At 36.9% G+C, this 17,958-nt stretch carries 19 protein-coding genes and 2 pseudogenes; 14 read left to right on the plus strand and 7 right to left on the minus strand.

The features are described 5' to 3' along the window. Positions 1-124 precede the first annotated feature (124 nt). The 4 genes and pseudogenes from JEM49_RS03965 to JEM49_RS03980 all read right to left on the minus strand — a co-directional run bounded on the left by JEM49_RS03965 (position 125) and on the right by JEM49_RS03980 (position 3,600). Complete coding sequence (locus JEM49_RS03965; protein WP_201873747.1) at positions 125-454, minus strand: hypothetical protein; 330 nt, start codon at positions 452-454, stop codon at positions 125-127. A 182-nt stretch (positions 455-636) separates the two neighbouring features. Continuing rightward, positions 637-1,459, minus strand: a pseudogene (locus JEM49_RS03970) (RhaT/GlcU family sugar-proton symporter). A gap of 158 nt (positions 1,460-1,617) precedes the next feature. After that, positions 1,618-2,967 carry an aminopeptidase C gene (gene pepC, locus JEM49_RS03975; protein WP_201873750.1) on the minus strand — a complete coding sequence of 450 codons (1,350 nt, stop codon included), beginning with the start codon at positions 2,965-2,967 and terminating at the stop codon, positions 1,618-1,620. A 330-nt stretch (positions 2,968-3,297) separates the two neighbouring features. Then, positions 3,298-3,600, minus strand: a complete 303-nt coding sequence (locus tag JEM49_RS03980; RefSeq protein WP_025005239.1) for a hypothetical protein — start codon at positions 3,598-3,600, stop codon at positions 3,298-3,300. Positions 3,601-3,736: 136 nt separating this feature from the next. Here JEM49_RS03980 and JEM49_RS03985 point away from each other — a divergent pair, with 136 nt between their 5' ends. From JEM49_RS03985 to JEM49_RS04025, 9 genes are all read left to right on the plus strand, one after another. Beyond that, positions 3,737-4,288: a dUTP diphosphatase gene (locus JEM49_RS03985; RefSeq protein WP_025005238.1), complete on the plus strand. Its 552-nt coding sequence runs from the start codon at positions 3,737-3,739 to the stop codon at positions 4,286-4,288. Beyond that, positions 4,288-5,664, plus strand: a complete 1,377-nt coding sequence (gene radA, locus JEM49_RS03990) for a DNA repair protein RadA (protein WP_201873758.1) — start codon at positions 4,288-4,290, stop codon at positions 5,662-5,664. Before JEM49_RS03985 ends, radA begins: the two co-directional genes overlap by 1 nt. A 75-nt stretch (positions 5,665-5,739) precedes the next feature. Then, positions 5,740-7,239, plus strand: coding sequence for a glutamate--tRNA ligase (gltX, locus tag JEM49_RS03995; RefSeq protein ID WP_201873759.1), 1,500 nt, complete (start codon positions 5,740-5,742; stop codon positions 7,237-7,239). A 100-nt stretch (positions 7,240-7,339) separates the two neighbouring features. Beyond that, a complete protein-coding gene (gene cysS, locus JEM49_RS04000) occupies positions 7,340-8,764 on the plus strand; it encodes a cysteine--tRNA ligase (protein WP_446720523.1) in 1,425 nt (474 codons plus the stop codon). Next, positions 8,757-9,200, plus strand: a complete 444-nt coding sequence (locus tag JEM49_RS04005) for a Mini-ribonuclease 3 (RefSeq protein WP_025005235.1) — start codon at positions 8,757-8,759, stop codon at positions 9,198-9,200. Before cysS ends, JEM49_RS04005 begins: the two co-directional genes overlap by 8 nt. Then, positions 9,187-9,939, plus strand: a complete 753-nt coding sequence (rlmB, locus tag JEM49_RS04010) for a 23S rRNA (guanosine(2251)-2'-O)-methyltransferase RlmB (RefSeq protein WP_087175974.1) — start codon at positions 9,187-9,189, stop codon at positions 9,937-9,939. The genes JEM49_RS04005 and rlmB overlap by 14 nt, the downstream gene beginning before the upstream one ends. 142 nt (positions 9,940-10,081) lie before the next feature. After that, entirely contained in the window at positions 10,082-10,627 is a 546-nt protein-coding gene (locus tag JEM49_RS04015; RefSeq protein WP_025005233.1) for a sigma-70 family RNA polymerase sigma factor, read from the plus strand. Between the two features lie 75 nt (positions 10,628-10,702). Continuing rightward, positions 10,703-10,921 carry a P8 family protein gene (locus tag JEM49_RS04020; RefSeq protein WP_201873761.1) on the plus strand — a complete coding sequence of 73 codons (219 nt, stop codon included), beginning with the start codon at positions 10,703-10,705 and terminating at the stop codon, positions 10,919-10,921. 112 nt (positions 10,922-11,033) lie between these two features. Further along, a complete protein-coding gene (locus tag JEM49_RS04025; RefSeq protein ID WP_201873762.1) occupies positions 11,034-12,536 on the plus strand; it encodes a gluconokinase in 1,503 nt (500 codons plus the stop codon). A gap of 9 nt (positions 12,537-12,545) precedes the next feature. Here JEM49_RS04025 and JEM49_RS10480 read toward each other — a convergent pair whose 3' ends face one another. The 3 genes and pseudogenes from JEM49_RS10480 to JEM49_RS04035 form a co-directional block, all read right to left on the minus strand. Continuing rightward, positions 12,546-12,860, minus strand: a complete 315-nt coding sequence (locus tag JEM49_RS10480) for a hypothetical protein (RefSeq protein WP_242509766.1) — start codon at positions 12,858-12,860, stop codon at positions 12,546-12,548. A gap of 41 nt (positions 12,861-12,901) precedes the next feature. Further along, positions 12,902-13,417: a helix-turn-helix transcriptional regulator gene (locus JEM49_RS10485; RefSeq protein WP_242509767.1), complete on the minus strand. Its 516-nt coding sequence runs from the start codon at positions 13,415-13,417 to the stop codon at positions 12,902-12,904. Between the two features lie 123 nt (positions 13,418-13,540). Further along, a pseudogene (locus JEM49_RS04035) lies at positions 13,541-15,282 on the minus strand (1-deoxy-D-xylulose-5-phosphate synthase). Positions 15,283-15,479: 197 nt separating this feature from the next. Here JEM49_RS04035 and rpmG point away from each other — a divergent pair. From rpmG to rplA, 5 genes are all read left to right on the plus strand, one after another. Further along, a complete protein-coding gene (gene rpmG, locus JEM49_RS04040) occupies positions 15,480-15,629 on the plus strand; it encodes a 50S ribosomal protein L33 (protein WP_003549092.1) in 150 nt (49 codons plus the stop codon). Positions 15,630-15,637: 8 nt separating this feature from the next. After that, positions 15,638-15,805 (plus strand): preprotein translocase subunit SecE, encoded by a 168-nt coding sequence (gene secE / locus JEM49_RS04045; RefSeq protein ID WP_087175978.1) that lies wholly within the window; start codon positions 15,638-15,640, stop codon positions 15,803-15,805. Positions 15,806-15,905: 100 nt separating this feature from the next. Continuing rightward, positions 15,906-16,463 (plus strand): transcription termination/antitermination protein NusG, encoded by a 558-nt coding sequence (nusG, locus tag JEM49_RS04050; protein WP_087175979.1) that lies wholly within the window; start codon positions 15,906-15,908, stop codon positions 16,461-16,463. 127 nt (positions 16,464-16,590) lie between these two features. Next, positions 16,591-17,016 carry a 50S ribosomal protein L11 gene (gene rplK, locus JEM49_RS04055; RefSeq protein ID WP_013853556.1) on the plus strand — a complete coding sequence of 142 codons (426 nt, stop codon included), beginning with the start codon at positions 16,591-16,593 and terminating at the stop codon, positions 17,014-17,016. A gap of 82 nt (positions 17,017-17,098) precedes the next feature. After that, positions 17,099-17,791, plus strand: coding sequence for a 50S ribosomal protein L1 (gene rplA / locus JEM49_RS04060; RefSeq protein WP_056945458.1), 693 nt, complete (start codon positions 17,099-17,101; stop codon positions 17,789-17,791). Positions 17,792-17,958 lie beyond the last annotated feature (167 nt).

Raw genomic sequence — 17,958 nt, forward strand, 5'->3', positions numbered from 1 at the left:
AGGCTTAACTCCGAAAGAATATCGGAATCAAGCCTCTATTAATCCTGTATTTTAAACTGTCTAATTTTTAGGTCTCAGTTCAATTTTCTTACCTAACTGTGTCTTTTTTATTTTACTGAATAAATTATTCTAATTTACCAGCTTTTGCTAAAACTTCTTTAGCTTTTTCAAGTGAGTGGTGTTCTTCACGATAACGTTTAATATCGTAGCCATCAGTATCACTTAACTTATCAAGCTTTTCATCAGCTTTAGCATCGGTCTTAGCGTCATATTCACCGACTTTTCTAGCATGCTTTAAAATGGACTTAATGTCCTTAATAGTTTCATGTTGTGCAGTACGGTGACGACGGTCAGGAACTGAATCTTCGATTCTAGCTAAGTGACTTTCAGCGTCACTAGTCTTCTTAGAAATTCTGTCTAAAGCTTTCAATTGTCTGTTTGAATAATCTGTCATGTTTATTACCTCCTAGGTAAATGATAATCTCTACTAAATGCGCTTTCATTGTATGTTTCATTTTTGAATAAAGCAAGAATATGCACTTGGAAATGTGAAAGCATTATAGATTTATGATATTGATAGTAAATACAAAAAGACTTCAGAATAAATCATCTGGAGTCTTCGTTAGTTTTAGTATTTCATTGAATAGCTGCACCAATGATAATTAAGATCAAGCCAACGAAAGTTTCAACTAATTCTAACTTAGTCTTATTTTCACCAATGAAGAAAATACCGCCTAAGGTAGAAATTATTACGCAAAGTTGACTATAAATAAAAGCAGTAATAACACCATTTAGTTGAGCTGAAAAGATATATGCGAATGCGGCAATACCGAATGAAAAGCCGGAAAAGATATTAAGCCAGGTAGTTTTTTCTTTTAATACCTTGGTTTGATGAGATACCAATAAAAATACCGATCATTTGTGGTAAAAATAGGGTCTGCGCATCGGCTGTAATAGCTTTTGGAAATGATGAATAAATCCAATAACCAACTGATGTGAAGAGCAATAAAATAATATCTCTTATTTTGAGCTTTGCACTTTTATCTTTGCTGAGAGCGGTCAAGCTAACGCCAATGATAATTAATACCAAGGCTAAAGTACCAATTAAATATTGAGAACCGCTAGTCCATTCTCCGAAAATTATGGCTCCAATTAAGGTATTACCAATCAACTGTAAACCTGTCGATAAAGGCATCGTTTTACTGATGCCAATATTGCGCATTGAAATAAATTGTCCAGATTGTCCAATCGTCCAAAAGATTCCGGAAATCAATGATAATGAAAATATCGTAAGGTTGGAATTGGTAGGATGGATAATGGCTGTAATAATACCGACTATTAATGCACCAGTTCCCAATCCCATTAATTCATTAGCAGGTTGACCGTTTTTGATTTTACCAGCAATGAGCAGAAAAATACCCCAACCAAGTGCTGGAATTAAAGCAATGAGTATATTCATAAATCACCATCCTTATTTTTTGTAAGTATAAACATAATAATAAACTAAATAAAATAAAATTAAATTGCTAGCAAATTATTTTGATTTATGGAGAAAAAAGACTAGGAATGCCTAACTTACATTCCTAGTCTTTCAAGTATGTTGAATAAAATTATTTATTAATACTTAAATGCTAAAGCACCCATTGGGTCCCATGGCAATAATTGAATTGGGTTATCCTTGCCTTCGTCGTAAGCCTTCTTGAGGTCTTCTGGCAAGATATCCTTGTTGATAACTGCTTGGTAAACAAATGAGTCAAACCATGAATCACTCATAACGAAGTAGCCCTTAAAGCCTGGCTTTTCACCCCATGAATTTTCAATTTTCCACTTAGTTGGCTTGCCGTCAACAATGTCAACACCAGTGATGACCATTGCGTGGTCCATCATGCTTTCGCCTGAGTCAAGCTTGTCAGCCTTAGACATTGAGAAGTCAACATCAAACAATTGATCACGGCGGTAAAGGTTAGTGTCAAGCAGACCAGCACGACGTTCAGAATCCTTAACAACGTTTGAACCAAACCAAACAACTTCACCGCTCTTCAATTGCTTGATGATTAAATCCTTCATTTCATCAACCTTTAAGTTCAAGTGACGAACTTGACGACCGCCCTCAACGTTACCCAAGTATTCAACTGAGAATACCTTGTGGAAAGGCTTATCGCTGGTTGGGGCATTGATAGTTGAAATGTGGTTAGCTAAATCTATACCAACATATTTATCGAAGAATTCTTTAGGTGTAATGTCCTTGTCGATGTGATAATTGTGATCATCATCACGGTATTCAAAGTTGAACTTCTTTGGTGGAACACCAAGTGAAATTGCGAGAACACGGAAGACATCGTTTAACATTTCTTCTTTGCGAGCTTGTACTTCGTCTTCTGATTTGCCAGCATTAACAAGTCTGCGTAATTCAAGACCGTCCTTACGAAGCAAAGTGTTCAAAGTATCGTTTAATGCACTTGAATTAGTTGCGTTAGCAGTTTCTGGGTAAACGCTCTTTGGCACAATACCGTATTTTTCGATGATGCCGCAAAGCATGTCCCATTGACCACCATCTTGTTGTGGGGTAGTGAATAAGAATGAAACCTTACGATCGCCTAAGTCTTTATCAGCTGTTGCAATTACGTTTTCAAAGAACCAGTTAGATTTTTCAAATTTATCCCAGAAGTTAGTGTAGTTTTGAGATAATTCAAAGTCCTTTAACTTAAACTTCTTTTGTAATGGGTGGCGCATAGTGTTTAAAGCACTAAACATCCAGCAACGGCCTGATTGTTTTTGATCAGCTGGCTTACCAGTATCAATTTCAATTGAGAAAGTTGGGTCTAGGTCGATCTTAGTTTGTAAGTTTTGACTTGCTTTGTAAATGCCATTTTCTTGTGCTGCGTGACTTGCAACGTTAAAAACAGGATGATTGTTTAAATCATTTTCAAATTTTGCAATGGTATCATTATTAATTTCTTTTGCCATTAAAAATCCTCCTTTTAATGTATACCTCTTCATTCTATATTTTAGCTGATAAAAAGGAAGTAGTCTATTACTAGTATTGATATACCTATTTTAGATAAGATATATAAAAATTTTATATCACGATAAAGATTAATTAAAAAGTTCGACCTATCTCGATTTTAGTAATGGGTACGATGCAGGGGTATTAAGATGTAGTAGTGAAAATAATGAAACTAAATTGATAGAGCAACAAACGACTTGGAATGGCTATAACAAAATAGATTTCAAGTTACCAGATGGTGCAAAATATAATCAATTGCAAAGAAAATAAGAGCCCACGTATGTGGACTCTTATTTTGTGTAAGGCTGATGATACCAAATACTGTGAAATTCGGGATGCTTTTCAAAATAGTTGATAACTATTGGATCAAGTGGCCAAATAGGGTAGCCGGATTCTTGGGCAACGGATAAAGCGGTAGGCATTTCCTTTTCTAATGCCTCTTCTAAATTAGAATTAGGATTAATAAAGAAATGATTCATCACCCAAACGGTACCGTCATTTCTTTTTATTTTATCCATCGTCCAGCTACTGGTTAAAACGTTGCTATCATCATGATCTTCAAATGATAGATGTGATTTATTAATGTCAAACATAAAATTTCACCTTTTTAAAAGAAAAAATCACTCTTTTTTGCGTAATAAATAATAGAGAGTTAAATATTTTGTGTTTACTCAAAACATTGTAGAATATATATCTGTTAAATGAAAAGTAGTAAATGGAGTTATCGAAATGAAAACACGCGGATTTGAAGTAGTAAAGAAGTATCAAGATAAGGAAATTAATTTACCACGTCGTCAAACTTTAGCTAGTGCGGGTTATGATATTGAAGCTGCTGAAGATATCACTATTCCTAGCATTTGGCGCTTGGATTTCGTTAGAATCTTTCGCTTGATTCGTAATGGACATCAACTGTATCAACGCGATTTTGAAATGGCTGATAAAATTTTAAAGCCGATTTTGGTGCCAACTGGTTTAAAAGTTTATATGCCAGAGGATGAAGTGTTAATTTTGGCTAATCGCTCATCCAATACATTTAAGAAACACTTATCTTTACCTAACGGTATCGGTGTGATTGATGCAGATTATTACAATAATCCCAATAATGAGGGTGAGTTATTTGTTCAAATGTTAAATTACGGAGTTTGTCCACTGCATATCCATAAAGGCGATCGAATTGCACAAGGAATTTTTATGAAGTATTTAAAAACCGATGATGACAATCCGATTAGTCGTGCGCGATTAAGTGGCTTTGGTTCAACTAATGAAGAGGAAGATGATTAATGGCTAGAGTAAAAACACAATATAAATGTCGTTCCTGTGGCTATATCTCTGCTAGTTACTTAGGACGCTGTCCTAATTGTGGTGCATGGAATCAATTTGAAAAAGAAACTGAAGAAGTGCAAAAGCGTTCTACTAAGGCAACCGCCAGTCGTTTAATTCAAAAAACGGGAATTAATGAACCAGTTCATTTGGATAAAATTAAGGCGGAAAAAGAAGAGCGAATTCCAACTAAATCTGAGGAATTAAACCGTGTCTTAGGTGGCGGAATTGTCCCCGGATCTCTTGTCTTAATTGGTGGTGACCCTGGAATTGGTAAATCAACTTTAATGTTGCAGATTATGAGTGATTTGGCAGAAAAATATAAGGTTCTTTATGTTTCAGGGGAAGAGTCAGCTAACCAAATTAAATTGAGAGCGGACCGTCTTGGAGTCGGTCAAAGCAATATGCTGCTTTATCCAGAAACGGATATGCATGATATTCGCGAACAGATTAATGATGTTAAGCCAGATTTTGTCGTTATTGATTCTATTCAAACGATGAATGAACCAAGTCTTGATTCAATGACCGGTTCTGCTTCACAAGTACGTGAAGTCACTAGTGAATTGATGAAAATTGCTAAAATGGACGCGATTACCGTTTTCGTAATTGGACACGTGACTAAAGAAGGTGCAATTGCTGGTCCAAAAATTTTGGAACATATGGTGGATACTGTCCTTTATTTTGAGGGGGATGAACATCATACGTATCGGATTTTGCATTCCGTGAAAAATCGTTTTGGTGCTGCTAATGAAATCGGGATGTTTGAGATGGAAAATGAAGGATTACGTGAAGTAACTAATCCATCATCGATTTTTCTTGATCAAAGACTGCCTAACTCAACTGGTTCAGCCGTGGTAGTTTCACTAGAAGGAACACGTCCGCTTTTGGCAGAAATTCAAGCTTTGGTAACACCAACTGCATTTGGTTATGCTAAAAGAACTACTTCGGGAATTAGTTTTAATAAAGCATCATTATTGTTAGCCGTACTTGAAAAAAGAGGCAATTTGATGCTTCAAAATCAGGATGTTTATTTAACGGCTACCGGTGGTATCAAGTTAAATGAACCGGCAATCGATTTTGCAATTGCAATGTCAGTTGCATCAAGTTATACCGATAAAGAAATTTCGCCTACTGATTGTTTCGTAGGTGAAGTAGGGTTGACCGGCGAAGTACGCCGCGTTGATAAAATCGAAGCAAGAGTAAAGGAAGCTGCCAAGATAGGTTTTAAACGTATTTTTATTCCTAAACACAATATGTATCAAAGCTTAACGGAAAACGGGATTGAAGTAATTCCGGTTTCTAGTATTCCACAAGCATTAAAATTAGTTTTTGGTTAGCACAGATTGAATTCTTTCTATATAACGAGTAAACTAAAATTGTTTGAATTTACTATTTTGAAAGAGGCATGAATTTTGGCTAAAGAAAAAATCCGTGTAAGATATGCACCAAGTCCAACTGGTCACTTGCACATTGGTAACGCACGTACTGCACTTTTTAACTATTTATTCGCCCGTCATAACAAGGGTACTATGGTATTGAGAATTGAAGATACCGACCAAAAACGTAACGTTAAGGGCGGTTCCAAGTCTCAGATGGAAAACCTTCACTGGTTAGGTATTGACTGGGATGAAGGTCCAGATAAAGGTGGAGACTACGGTCCATACCGTCAATCAGAAAGAAAAGAAATTTACCAAAAGTATATTGATCAATTGATCGATGAAGGTAAGGCATACTACTCATACAAGACTGAAGAAGAACTTGAAGAACAACGTGAAGAACAACGTGCTATGGGTGTTGCACCTCACTACACTTATGAATATGAAGGCATGACTGCTGACGAAATTAAGCAAGCTCAAGACGAAGCTAAGGCAAAGGGTCTTAAGCCCGTTGTACGTATTCACATCCCAGAAATGGAAACTTATTCATGGGATGATATCGTTAAGGGTCATCTTGAATTCGAATCAGACACCATCGGTGGTGACTTCGTTATTCAAAAACGTGATGGTATGCCAACTTACAACTTCGCCGTTGTAATTGATGACCACTTGATGAAGATTACCCACGTACTTCGTGGTGATGACCACGTTTCAAATACACCTAAGCAATTAGTTGTTTATGAAGCACTTGGTTGGGAACCACCTAAGTTCGGTCACATGACTTTAATCATTAACTCAGAAACTGGTAAGAAGCTTTCTAAGCGTGATGAATCAGTTCTTCAATTTATTGAACAATATCGTGACCTTGGTTACTTGCCAGAAGCTATGTTTAACTTCATTACTCTTCTTGGTTGGTCACCAAAGGGTGAAAACGAAATCTTTAACAAGCGCGAATTCATCAAGCAATTTGATCCAGCTCGTTTGTCTAAGTCACCTGCTGCATTTGACCAAAAGAAGCTTGAATGGATTAACAACCAATACATCAAGAAGGCTGATCGTGATACCTTGCTTGACCTTGCTTTGAACAACTTGCAAGAAGCAGGTTTAGTTGATGAACATCCAGCTCCAGAAAAGATGGAATGGATTCGTCAATTGGTTAACATTTACTCAGTACAAATGTCATACACTAAGCAAATCGTTGACATGGCTAGGATCTTCTTTGAAGATACTAAGGATCTTTCAGATGAAGAAATTGAAGAAATCAAGAATGATGATGGTCGTGGTGTAATTGAAGAATTCAAGAAGCAATTAGACCTTATCCCAAGATTTACTTCAGTTCAAATTATGGGTGCTATTCAAGCTACTCGTAAGGCAACTGGCGTTAAGGGCAGAAAGCTCTTTATGCCAATCAGAATTGCTACTACTCGTTCAATGGTGGGCCCTGGTATTGGTGAAGCTATGGAACTTTTGGGTAAGAAGCGTGTGGTTGAACACATCGACTTAACCTTAAAGCAAATGAGTGAAAATGGTCTTTAATTAAAGACGATTAGAAAAAGAAGCTGCAGATAACTGCAACTTCTTTTTTCATTTGCTAAAATAAGGATAGCTATTTTTACAGAAGGGATAAGTGTTAGCCGTGAAAGTATATAATACACTGACGCGTAAAAAAGAAGAATTTAAACCTTTAGTTCCAGGACAAATTAGCATGTACGTCTGTGGACCTACTGTGTATAACTATATTCACATCGGAAATGCTCGTAGCTCAATTGCCTTTGATACTATTAGACGCTATTTGGAGTACAAGGGCTATAAGGTTAAGTATGTTTCTAACTTTACTGATGTTGATGACAAGATGATTAACGAAGCCCGTGCTGAAGGCACCACGGTTCCTAAGTTAGCTGAAAAGTTTATTAATGCGTTTTTAGAGGATACAACTGCTTTAAATATCGAGCCGGCAACACTGCATCCCCGTGCTACTCATGAAATTAAAGAGATCATCAATTTTGTTCAAACTTTAATTGATAAGGGCTATGCTTATGAGAGTCATGGTGATGTTTATTACCGTGCTAAGAAATTTAAGCATTATGGACAGCTCAGTGATCAAAATATCGAACAACTTGAAGAGGGCGCTTCAGAACATATCAATGATGAAGAACAAAATCGAAAGGAAGACCCAATTGATTTTGCTCTTTGGAAAGCTCAAAAAGAACCAGATGAAATTGCTTGGGATTCTCCATGGGGCAAGGGGCGTCCAGGTTGGCATATTGAATGTTCAGTAATGTCTACTAAATATTTAGGTGACACAATTGATATCCATGGCGGTGGTCAAGACTTAGAATTCCCGCACCATGAAAATGAAATTGCCCAAAGTGAAGCTAAAACTGGTAAAAAATTCGTTAATTACTGGCTTCACAATGGTTTTGTGACTGTGGGTAAGGATCAAGAAAAAATGTCTAAGTCATTACACAACTTTGTGACTGTACACGACATTTTAAAAGAAGTTGATCCACAAGTTTTGCGTTTCTTTATGGCAAGCGTACAATATCGTCGTCAGATTAATTATTCTGCGGAAAACTTGCAACAAGCTGCTACTATTTTAGATAGATTTAAAAATACTTTAGTTAACATCAATTACCGTCTTGAAGATGACACGCCAAGTGAAGATTCAAGTGAGTTAGCAACTGCTATTAATAAAACAAATGAAGAATTTGAAGCTGCAATGGATGATGACTTTAATGTTCAAAATGCTTTAACCGCTATTTATGATTTGTTGCCAGTAATTAACGCTAATGCCAATTCAGAAAAAGCTGATAAAGAATCATTGAAGCTTTTTAAGGATAAGCTTTCCGCATGGCTGTTGGTATTTGGTATCGATACTGAAAAGCTCTGCAGTCAAAGTGCAGGTTCAAATGATGATGAAATTGATCAATTGGTTAAAAAGCGTGATGAAGCACGTAAGAACAAGGATTGGGCAACTAGTGATCAAATCCGTGATCAATTAAAAGAAATGGGTATCACTATTCAAGATACTCCACAAGGGACAAGGTGGACTCGTGATTAAAATAAAGAAATTAACGGAAGAAGAAGTAAATCCGGATACTTTGAATGGACAAACGCTTGCCTATTTGGGGGATGCAGTTTATGAAGTAATCATTCGCCGTCATTTAGTTAAAGGCGGAATTGTTAAGCCGCAGGTCTTGCAGCGTGAAGCGACTCATTATGTTTCAGCTAAAGCTCAAGCCGGCTTAGTTACTAAATTGCAAGATGAAGAGCGATTAACTGAAGCTGAATTAACAGCTTTCCGCCGCGGTCGTAATGCCAAGAGTCATACTAAAGCTAAAAATACTAGTTTAAAGACCTATCAATTATCCACTGGTTTTGAAGCTATGATTGGTTATCTTGATTTATTGAATAAAAATGATCGCGTTCAAGAGTTGACTGAATGGTGCATTAATACCGTAGAAGAGGATGGATTAAAAGATTATGACTTCAAGTAAAGATTTCGTTTTTGGACGCCATGCTGGTCTTGATTATTTAAAGACACAAAGTGCTGATAAAATTAATAAAGTATTTTTACAACATGGTATTCAAGAAGATTTTGCTAATCAGGTTTATGCTATTTGTAAAAAGAAGCGATTAGTAATTCAAAATGTGCCTAAAAATAAACTTGATCGTTTGGTTGATGGTGGTAATCATCAAGGCTTAGTTTTGGCTATTTCTAGTTTTGAATATGCCGATTTAAGCAAATTATTGGATCAATTTGATGATGAAGGTAAAGAACCATTTTTATTGATGCTTGATTCAATTGAAGATCCTCATAATTTAGGTTCAATTTTGCGTTCTGCTGATGCCACTGGTGTTGACGGGATTATTATTCCTAAGCGCCATGCAACAGGATTGACCTCAGTTGTAGCAAAAACTTCAACAGGGGCAATCGATTATGTGCCAGTTGCTCGCGTCAATAATTTGGTACAAACTACCAAAGAATTAAAAAAGCGCGGCTATTGGGTATTCGGAACAGATATGGCTGGTACGGATTATCGTGAATGGAATGCTAAAGGAAAAACGGTTTTAGTAATTGGTAATGAAGGTAAGGGAATTGCGCCATTGCTTAAAAAGCAAATGGATCAAACAATCACTTTACCAATGATTGGACATGTGCAATCTTTGAATGCGAGTGTGGCTACAGGAGTTTTACTTTATCAGGCTTATAATAGTAGACACCCGTTGCATTAATTAATAGAGGTGGACAAAGAGATGGCTTTGTCCATCTTTTTTTATACAGGGAAATAGTTGTGTGACAATAAACGTTTGTTTTCTTCTCGACTTCAGAGGGCTACAGGTATTCTCAACGAAGAAAAGTTGAGAGGAAATATAAATGCAAGCTAAAGAAAAGAAGTTGATTAAGCAAGTTAAAAGAGGAGATGACGAAGCCTTAAAGGAGTTGTTTACTTTATATCAACCCCTAGTCAACAAAGTGCTGAAGGGATATTATTTACGTCATTATGATCAAAATGATTGGCAGCAAGAGGCAATGATTATTTGTTATGAAGCGGCCATGGTTTATTCTGAGCGTAAAGGCAATTTTGCGGGTTTATATAAAGCTAAGTTGACTAATCATGCGCGAACTTTGGTACGCTATCATACTGCATTAAGGCGGCGAACGTATAATAATTCGGTTTCTTTAGAGAGACTTGATTTGCAAAGTATTAATGAGCCTAAACGTTCTGAACTCGCGATTCCAATTGATGATACTTATAATAATTTTGTCAAAAGCTTATCCCGGCTTGAACTAATTGCATTATTAACAATTTTAGGTGAGATGAGCGTTGAGTATGTAATTAATCATTTAAATATTGGAGCTGCCAAACTATTACGGGCGAGATCTAGAACGATTCAAAAGATGAGGAATGTTCTTTTTTAATATTTCAATTTGTAGCTGATCAAAAGAAAGTGCGGTATAATACTAAATGTAGAATATTTTAGGAGGTAATTTAAGATGGCAGACGAAATTATTAAGACTGCATTGTTAGACCGTCACATGAAGGAAGCTTTTGACTGGAGTGATTCAGATATGCCAGTTAGAGATGCCCTTTGGGACTACTTTATGGAAAAGAATGGTAGAGATACCATGAAGACGGAAGAAGATATGCTTCCATTTGTGAAAGACTCAGATGATAAAATCGAAGCCTTCGTTAACGAAAATCTTAAGAAGTAAATCCGACTAAAAACAATGTTCTACGCACCGTGGTCACGCATGTTTGACCACCAAGGCAGCTGCTCTCCGGCAGCTGTTTTTTTGTCGCAAAAAATGAATAAGGATTAAATTTATGAAATACATAATTGGCATAGATATTGGAACAACTGCAACTAAGGGAGTGCTATATGATTTAGATGGTCAAACTATTATGATTGTAAGTCAAAGCTATCCATTAATTCAAAAGGAATTAGGGCAAGCAGAAGAAGATCCACAGGTAATCTTTAATGCGGTGCAAAAGATTATTTTTAAATTGGCTAAAGAAGTGCAGGGGAAAATTGCGGCAATCTCATGGTCGAGTCAAATGCACAGTTTAATTGGGCTAGGGAAAAATAATCAAGTTTTGACTAATAGCATTACCTGGGCAGATAATCGCTGCACCACTGTAGTTGAAGAAGCAAAAGAGACTGGCTTAGCACAGAAGATTTATCAAAAAACGGGCATGCCGCTCCATCCGATGGCTCCGATTTATAAATTGATATGGCTAAAGCAGAGTAATCCTGATCTTTTTCACCTGGTACAAAAATGGATTGGGATTAAGGAATATATTATTTATCGTTTGACTGGCAAAATTGTAACAGATACAACGATGGCAGCTGGAACAGGGATGCTTAATCTAAAAACATTAGATTGGGATCAAGATTTGTTAAAAGCGGCAGAAATTGATGCAGCTAAATTACCGAGTTTAGCTGATCCAGCAACGGTTGTTGGAGAAATTTGTGCAAAATATGTGCATAACCTGGGGATAAGTTCGGACGCTAAGATTGTTTTAGGCGCAAGCGATGGCTATTTGTCCACGGTAGGTGTAAATGTTGTGGACGAAAATCATTTTGCATTAAATGTTGGTACTTCTGGTGCCGTGCGAACGATTGTTAAAAATTCACAAATAGATCAAGATGCGCGTTATTTTTGTTATCCAGCAAGCAAACAGCAATTTTTATTAGGCGGTCCAGTAAATAATGGTGGAATTGTACTGGATTGGGCAAGACGAACTTTGCTAGATGAAAAAGCAACAGTAGAGGATTTCCTGCAATTGGCTAAAAATGCACCGGTTGGTAGTAAAGGCTTGATCTTTTTACCATATTTAGGTGGAGAGCGTGCACCTATTTGGGATGCAAAGGCTCGCGGTTCTTTTGTTGGCCTGACTCGTCAGCATACCAAGGCTGAGATGGCACAAGCAGTAATCGAAGGGATTATCTTTAATCTTTACGATGCAGCAACGGGGTTAATTGAAAGTACTAAAAAACCAGCTGCGATAAATGCAACTGGCGGATTTTTGCAAAGTGATTTTATTAGACAGATGTGTGCTGATATTTTTGATGTGCCGATTGTCACGATGAAGGAGCAACAAAGTGGAACGCTTGCAGCTATGTTTTTAGCAAGACAGGTATTAGGGCTAAATAAAAAGATTGATGAAATAGGACAATTTGTTGAAAATGACAAAGTTTATTATCCCCACAAAAAAGAAGTAGCTGCTTATCAAAAAATGTTTCCACTTTATCGTGAAATTGAGAATGATTTAGCTACTTCTTATCAAAAATTATCTTCTTTTCAAAAGATGCATTCTAAAAATTAGAGGATATGTCTAATCTATTTTCTTAATAGGCAGCATTTCAATGTAACCTCTGCTTCCGATAGGTTCAAGTTGAATTCTTGGATTGGATTCATCCCAAAGATAGCCTTTAGTTTTAGGATCATATTCTTTAATTGCTGCTCTTACATCTTCAATAGTTGCACCACAGTTTTCTTCTGCAAATGGTGCACTTTTAAACATTAAATATTTAGCAGCGGGTAATTCAATAACGTCAAACCCTTTTGGCACTGGAGCGTTATAATCTGTTGCTACTTCAACACCTTGAACATATTCGGAAGTATTGGGCTGGCAGGTAGCCAGAGGCAAACAGGTTCTCCACTGATTGATTTAATGCTTTTAAGCAATCCCTATACTTCACAGCCAACCTCATCACAGTAGTCTAAGTAATCAGTTGCCTTAATGCCGCGTTTAATAATTACTTTTCTTTTAGGTTTATCAACAACCTGAATAGAAATTTTCTTAGTAGTATTCATGGGAGACTCCTTTCTATATCTATTAGGTTTGTATTTAACGCCATAAGGATTAAATAGATAAATTGGAACAGGATGTGCAGCATATTCACTAGGATTGCATTTAAATTCGCGGTAGAAAGCTCGCTGAAAACTATCTACACTCTTAAAGCCATTTTCTAATGCAATGTCAGTAATGCGATCTTGATAATCTCGCAATTTTAACGCAGCTTGTGATAAATGCACCCGTCTGATATATTGTGCTGGCGTCATGTTGAGATAGCTTACGAATAGACGATAGGAATACCAAGGTGAATATAATGAAACCTTTGATAATGCAGTAAGTGTGATCTGCTCAGACAAATGATTTTGAATAAATTCTTGCATCTGTTGAACTGATTCAATTTGTTCCAAAATTTTTACCTCCTTACAGCTTGTATTATGCAGGATTAATTGAAAAACTACTCGACTTATTTTGCCATGAAAAAATCTTCGGATAAATCACCCGAAGATTTTTTTAGATATAATTATTAATTTCTAAGCATTTTTGATATCTTCAACAATTTGGTCAACTGTCATTCGGTTCTCCTTTAAAATATCCTTTAATGGCGTTTGATCAGTGTAAACTCTCTTTTGACCATAGTTCAAAACTTTGACATCTTTGTGCCTAAGTAGGAAGCTACCTTCTCACCAAAACCACCATCTAAAGTATTGTCTTCAATAGTGACGATGACTTTATTTTCTTTAGCTAATTTATCTAGAGCGTCTTTGTCTAAAATATTAGCTGAAACTGGGTTAACTAAGGTCGCGTTAAGTTCTTGCGCTACTTTTTCACCAAATATTGCATACATGTCGCCCAAAGCTAAGACAGCAACGTCTTTACCTGGCTTAATTTGGTAGGTGATTTTACTGTAATCTTCTTGAGCATCACCATTTTCAGGGACAGCCTTAGTTGGCATCTTAATAGCCACAGGGTGTTTTCTTTGCTTGATCGCCCACGTCATCATGGCTTTTTCTTCAGCTAAATTAGTAGGAGCTAAGTAAATCCAGTTAGGCAAGTTAGAAATCATTACTTGGTCAAAAATACCCAGGTGAGTTTTACTGGTGCCTGAGATTCCGCCGCCAGCAACCATCATGACTACTGGTAAATCATTAGCTGCGACATCATGTGATAATTGGTCAAATGCACGTTGCAAGAAAGTGGAATTTTCAAATAAAACTGGAACTGCGCCTTCCTTAGCAGCACCAGCTGCAAAAGCAACAGATTCTTGTTCAGCAATACCAACATCTGTGTAGTGGTCTGGATATTTGTTCTTAATTTTATCTAAGCCAAAGACACCAGGAATAGCAGCGTTGATTGCCATTAAGTTAGTGCCTTTTTCGATTTCTTCACTAACAACATCTAAAGCAACTGAATTAGCAGTTGGTGCCTCACTAGCAGGTGCTAATGGCTTATCAGTCTTTAAATCGAATGGCATTACCCAGTGGTGAGCCTCTTCTTCATCAATTGCTGGTTTGTAGCCTTTACCTTTTAAAGTATTGATATGCAAAAGAATAGGGTGATCAACATCTTTGACTGCTTTAAAGGCTTCAATCATTGATTTAATATCATTACCATCGGCAACATAGCGATAGTCGAAACCCATTGCAGTAAATGGATTTTCCTTAGTTTCACCATTTGAATCACGTAACTTCTTTAAAGCAGTGACTAAACCACCAACGTTTTCATCGATGGACATTTGGTTATCATTAACTACCACAACTAAATTATGTTTTTCAATTGCGGCATTGTTTAAGCCTTCATAAGCAAGACCACCAGTCATTGAACCATCACCAATTAAGGCCATGATGTTTTCGTGATTATCCATTAGGTCTCTAGCCTTTGCCATTCCAGTTGCAAGTCCAATTGAAGTAGAGGTGTGGCCAACGGCGTAGTAATCGTATGGACTTTCATCAGGATTGCTGTATGGAGTAACATCTTCATAATGATCAGGGTCAAGCCAAGCAAGAGCACGGCCGGTTAACATCTTGTGTGGGTAGGTTTGGTGAGATACATCCCATACAATCTTGTCTTTTGGAGCATCGAAAACATAATGATAAGCAATAGTAGCTTCGACAATTCCGAGATCAGGTCCTAAGTGCCCACCTTCAGCAGCGTCTTTTTCTAAGATTAAGGTTCTAATTTCTTGTGCCAATTGTTGCATTTGAGCGATAGATAATTTCTTTAAGTCTTGTGGACCAGAGATTTTATTTAATAAATATTCTGGATGTTTGTTCATTTAAAGTAGTCCTTTCTAAAAACTCGTTAAACTTATTATAGATAAGTGATAGAACTATTTGAAATATTAAGTTGCTATGGATTAGGATAGGTTTTAGTTATTGGTAATTCTAATTTAGAATATTGACGTAATTGCATTTGACAGTATAAAATACTGAATAAGTATGTGTTTTTATATAAAAGTTTGGAAGTGAGATTATGGCAGTGAAAAAAGCAGCTTTAGCCTGCAGCGTATGTGGGTCACGCAACTACTCAATCACCGCAAGTAAAAATCGCACTCAGCGACTTGAACTGAAGAAGTTCTGCAAGCATTGCGGTAAGATGACTTTACACAAGGAAACGAGGTAAAAAGGTTAATGATTAAGTTCTTTAAGAGCGTTGCCCATGAAATGAAATTGGTTACTTGGCCAACTGCAAAACAAAATAGACATGATACTATGACTGTTATTACAAGTTCAATTTTGTTTGCTGCATATTTGGGTGCACTTGACTGGCTCTTTAGCTGGTTAACTCAACATATGTAATCAGAATAGAAATTATTATTGGTTCATGTTATAATAATGACAGCTAAGAAAAACCTCTGTGGGAGGTTTTTTTGTTTACCCAAAAACAAGGAGAAGAATTATGGTCGAAACTGCAAAAAAGCAATGGTACGTTTTACATACTTATTCTGGCTATGAAGACAAGGTTAAGTCAGATTTACTTTCTCGTGCTCAAAGCATGGGGATGCAAGATTATATCTTTCGTGTAATGGTTCCCGAAGAAGAAAAAGTTGAAACTGTTCGCGGTAAGAAACAAGAAATTGAAGAAAAGATTTTCCCAGGTTATGTTTTAGTCGAAATGGTTATGACCGACGAAAGTTGGTTTATCGTTAGAAATACCCCTAACGTAACTGGCTTTGTTGGTTCACACGGTGGTGGTTCAAAACCTTCACCACTTCTTCCTGAAGAAATAGAACGTCTTCTTAGAAATCAAGGCCAACCTGCTAAGAAGCCAACTGAAAACTTTGAAATTGGTGAATCAGTAACTATTATTGAAGGTGCATTTAATGGCATGGTAGGTAAGATTACTGATATTCAACCTGATAAATACAAGTTATATGTTTCAGTTGATATGTTTGGTCGTGCTACTACTGCTGAACTTGATTACGATCAAGTTAAAAAGCTAGATGTAAACGAATAACTATAAATTTTAGTTGTAATTGTAGCTAAACGATGTTATTCTAATACGGTACGTTTATTATTGTGGGAGGAGAAAAAAGGAAAATTCTCCATTTTAACCGCATCACGGAATCAAGGAGGTTTTGACCGTGGCAAAGAAAGTTATTAACGTAGTTAAGTTACAAATCCCAGCTGGTGCTGCTACCCCAGCTCCTCCAGTTGGTCCTGCTTTGGGTCAAGCTGGTATTAACATTGTTGGTTTTACTAAGGACTTCAATGCTAGAACTGCTGACCAAAAGGGCATGATTATCCCTGTAGTTATTACAGTATATGAAGATCGTTCATTCGAATTCATTACTAAGACTCCACCAGCACCAGTGCTTTTAAAGCAAGCTGCTAAGATCAAGAAGGCTTCAGGTGAACCTAACACCAAGAAGGTTGGTAAGGTAACCAAGGATCAAGTCAAGGAAATTGCTGAGACTAAGATGAAAGACCTTAACGCTGCTGATATTGAAGCTGCTATGCGCATGGTTGAAGGTACCGCTAGAAGTATGGGTATCGAAGTCGAAGACTAATCCTGTTAATTTTATTTAGTTAACACTTTAGGTGGGAGAGTTAGAGAAGCTCGTTTGACCACATATACAAGGAGGAAATCACATGCCAAAGCATGGTAAGAAATATTTAGATGCTGCCAAGAAGGTAGACTCAAATAAATTATACTCAGTAGCAGAAGCTATGAAACTTGTTAAGGAAACTTCATACGCTAACTTCGACGCTACAATTGATGTAGCTTACAACTTAAGCGTAGATCCTAAGCAAGCAGATCAACAAATTCGTGGTTCACTTGTTTTGCCAAATGGTACTGGTAAGACTCAAACCGTTGTAGTATTTGCTGAAGGTCCACAAGCTGATCAAGCTAAGGCTGCAGGTGCTGACTTTGTTGGTTCAGATGATTTAGTACAAAAGATCCAAGACGGTTGGTTGGACTTTGACGTTGTAGTTGCAACCCCAATGATGATGGCTAAGGTAGGTCGTTTGGGTCGTATCCTTGGACCTAAGGGCTTAATGCCAAACCCTAAGACTGGTACTGTAACTATGGACATCGAAAAGGCTGTTAAGAACGTTAAGGCAGGTCAAGTAGAATACCGTGTTGACCGTCAAGCAGCTATTCATACCCCAATTGGTAAGGTTTCATTCACTGAAGATCAATTAGTTGAAAACTTTGATGCTTTACGTGATGTTATCTTACGTGCACGTCCAGCTTCAGCTAAGGGTCAATACATCAAGAGTGTTGCTGTTTCAGCTACTTTTGGCCCTGGTATCAAGCTTGATCCATTAAACTTGGACTAATTTAAAAACTGATTAATAAAAGGTCTCGCACATGCGAGACTTTTTTTGTGCTTAAGAAAAACTTAACTTAATTAGAGCTGGGTAAGCGCTAGACGTGATTGACCTAGCATTTTTTTACATGGTATCATTAATTGTCTATATGAAATCGTATTCTATTTACTTAAGGA

This window comes from Lactobacillus sp. A27 (assembly GCF_016742815.1).
GTDB classification, from domain to species: Bacteria; Bacillota; Bacilli; order Lactobacillales; family Lactobacillaceae; genus Lactobacillus; species Lactobacillus gallinarum.

What these genes read in the sequence shown, in the direction of transcription:
- rlmB (WP_087175974.1), top strand. Translation starts at nt 9,187, where the DNA reads ATGACTTCAAGTAAAGATTTCGTTTTTGGACGCCATGCTGGTCTTGAT.
- secE (WP_087175978.1), top strand. Translation starts at nt 15,638, where the DNA reads ATGATTAAGTTCTTTAAGAGCGTTGCCCATGAAATGAAATTGGTTACT.
- rpmG (WP_003549092.1), top strand. Translation starts at nt 15,480, where the DNA reads ATGGCAGTGAAAAAAGCAGCTTTAGCCTGCAGCGTATGTGGGTCACGC.
- JEM49_RS04020 (WP_201873761.1), top strand. Translation starts at nt 10,703, where the DNA reads ATGGCAGACGAAATTATTAAGACTGCATTGTTAGACCGTCACATGAAG.
- nusG (WP_087175979.1), top strand. Translation starts at nt 15,906, where the DNA reads ATGGTCGAAACTGCAAAAAAGCAATGGTACGTTTTACATACTTATTCT.
- JEM49_RS04025 (WP_201873762.1), top strand. Translation starts at nt 11,034, where the DNA reads ATGAAATACATAATTGGCATAGATATTGGAACAACTGCAACTAAGGGA.
- JEM49_RS03985 (WP_025005238.1), top strand. Translation starts at nt 3,737, where the DNA reads ATGAAAACACGCGGATTTGAAGTAGTAAAGAAGTATCAAGATAAGGAA.
- JEM49_RS03965 (WP_201873747.1), bottom strand. Translation starts at nt 454, where the DNA reads ATGACAGATTATTCAAACAGACAATTGAAAGCTTTAGACAGAATTTCT.
- JEM49_RS03980 (WP_025005239.1), bottom strand. Translation starts at nt 3,600, where the DNA reads ATGTTTGACATTAATAAATCACATCTATCATTTGAAGATCATGATGAT.
- radA (WP_201873758.1), top strand. Translation starts at nt 4,288, where the DNA reads ATGGCTAGAGTAAAAACACAATATAAATGTCGTTCCTGTGGCTATATC.
- rplA (WP_056945458.1), top strand. Translation starts at nt 17,099, where the DNA reads ATGCCAAAGCATGGTAAGAAATATTTAGATGCTGCCAAGAAGGTAGAC.
- JEM49_RS04015 (WP_025005233.1), top strand. Translation starts at nt 10,082, where the DNA reads ATGCAAGCTAAAGAAAAGAAGTTGATTAAGCAAGTTAAAAGAGGAGAT.
- pepC (WP_201873750.1), bottom strand. Translation starts at nt 2,967, where the DNA reads ATGGCAAAAGAAATTAATAATGATACCATTGCAAAATTTGAAAATGAT.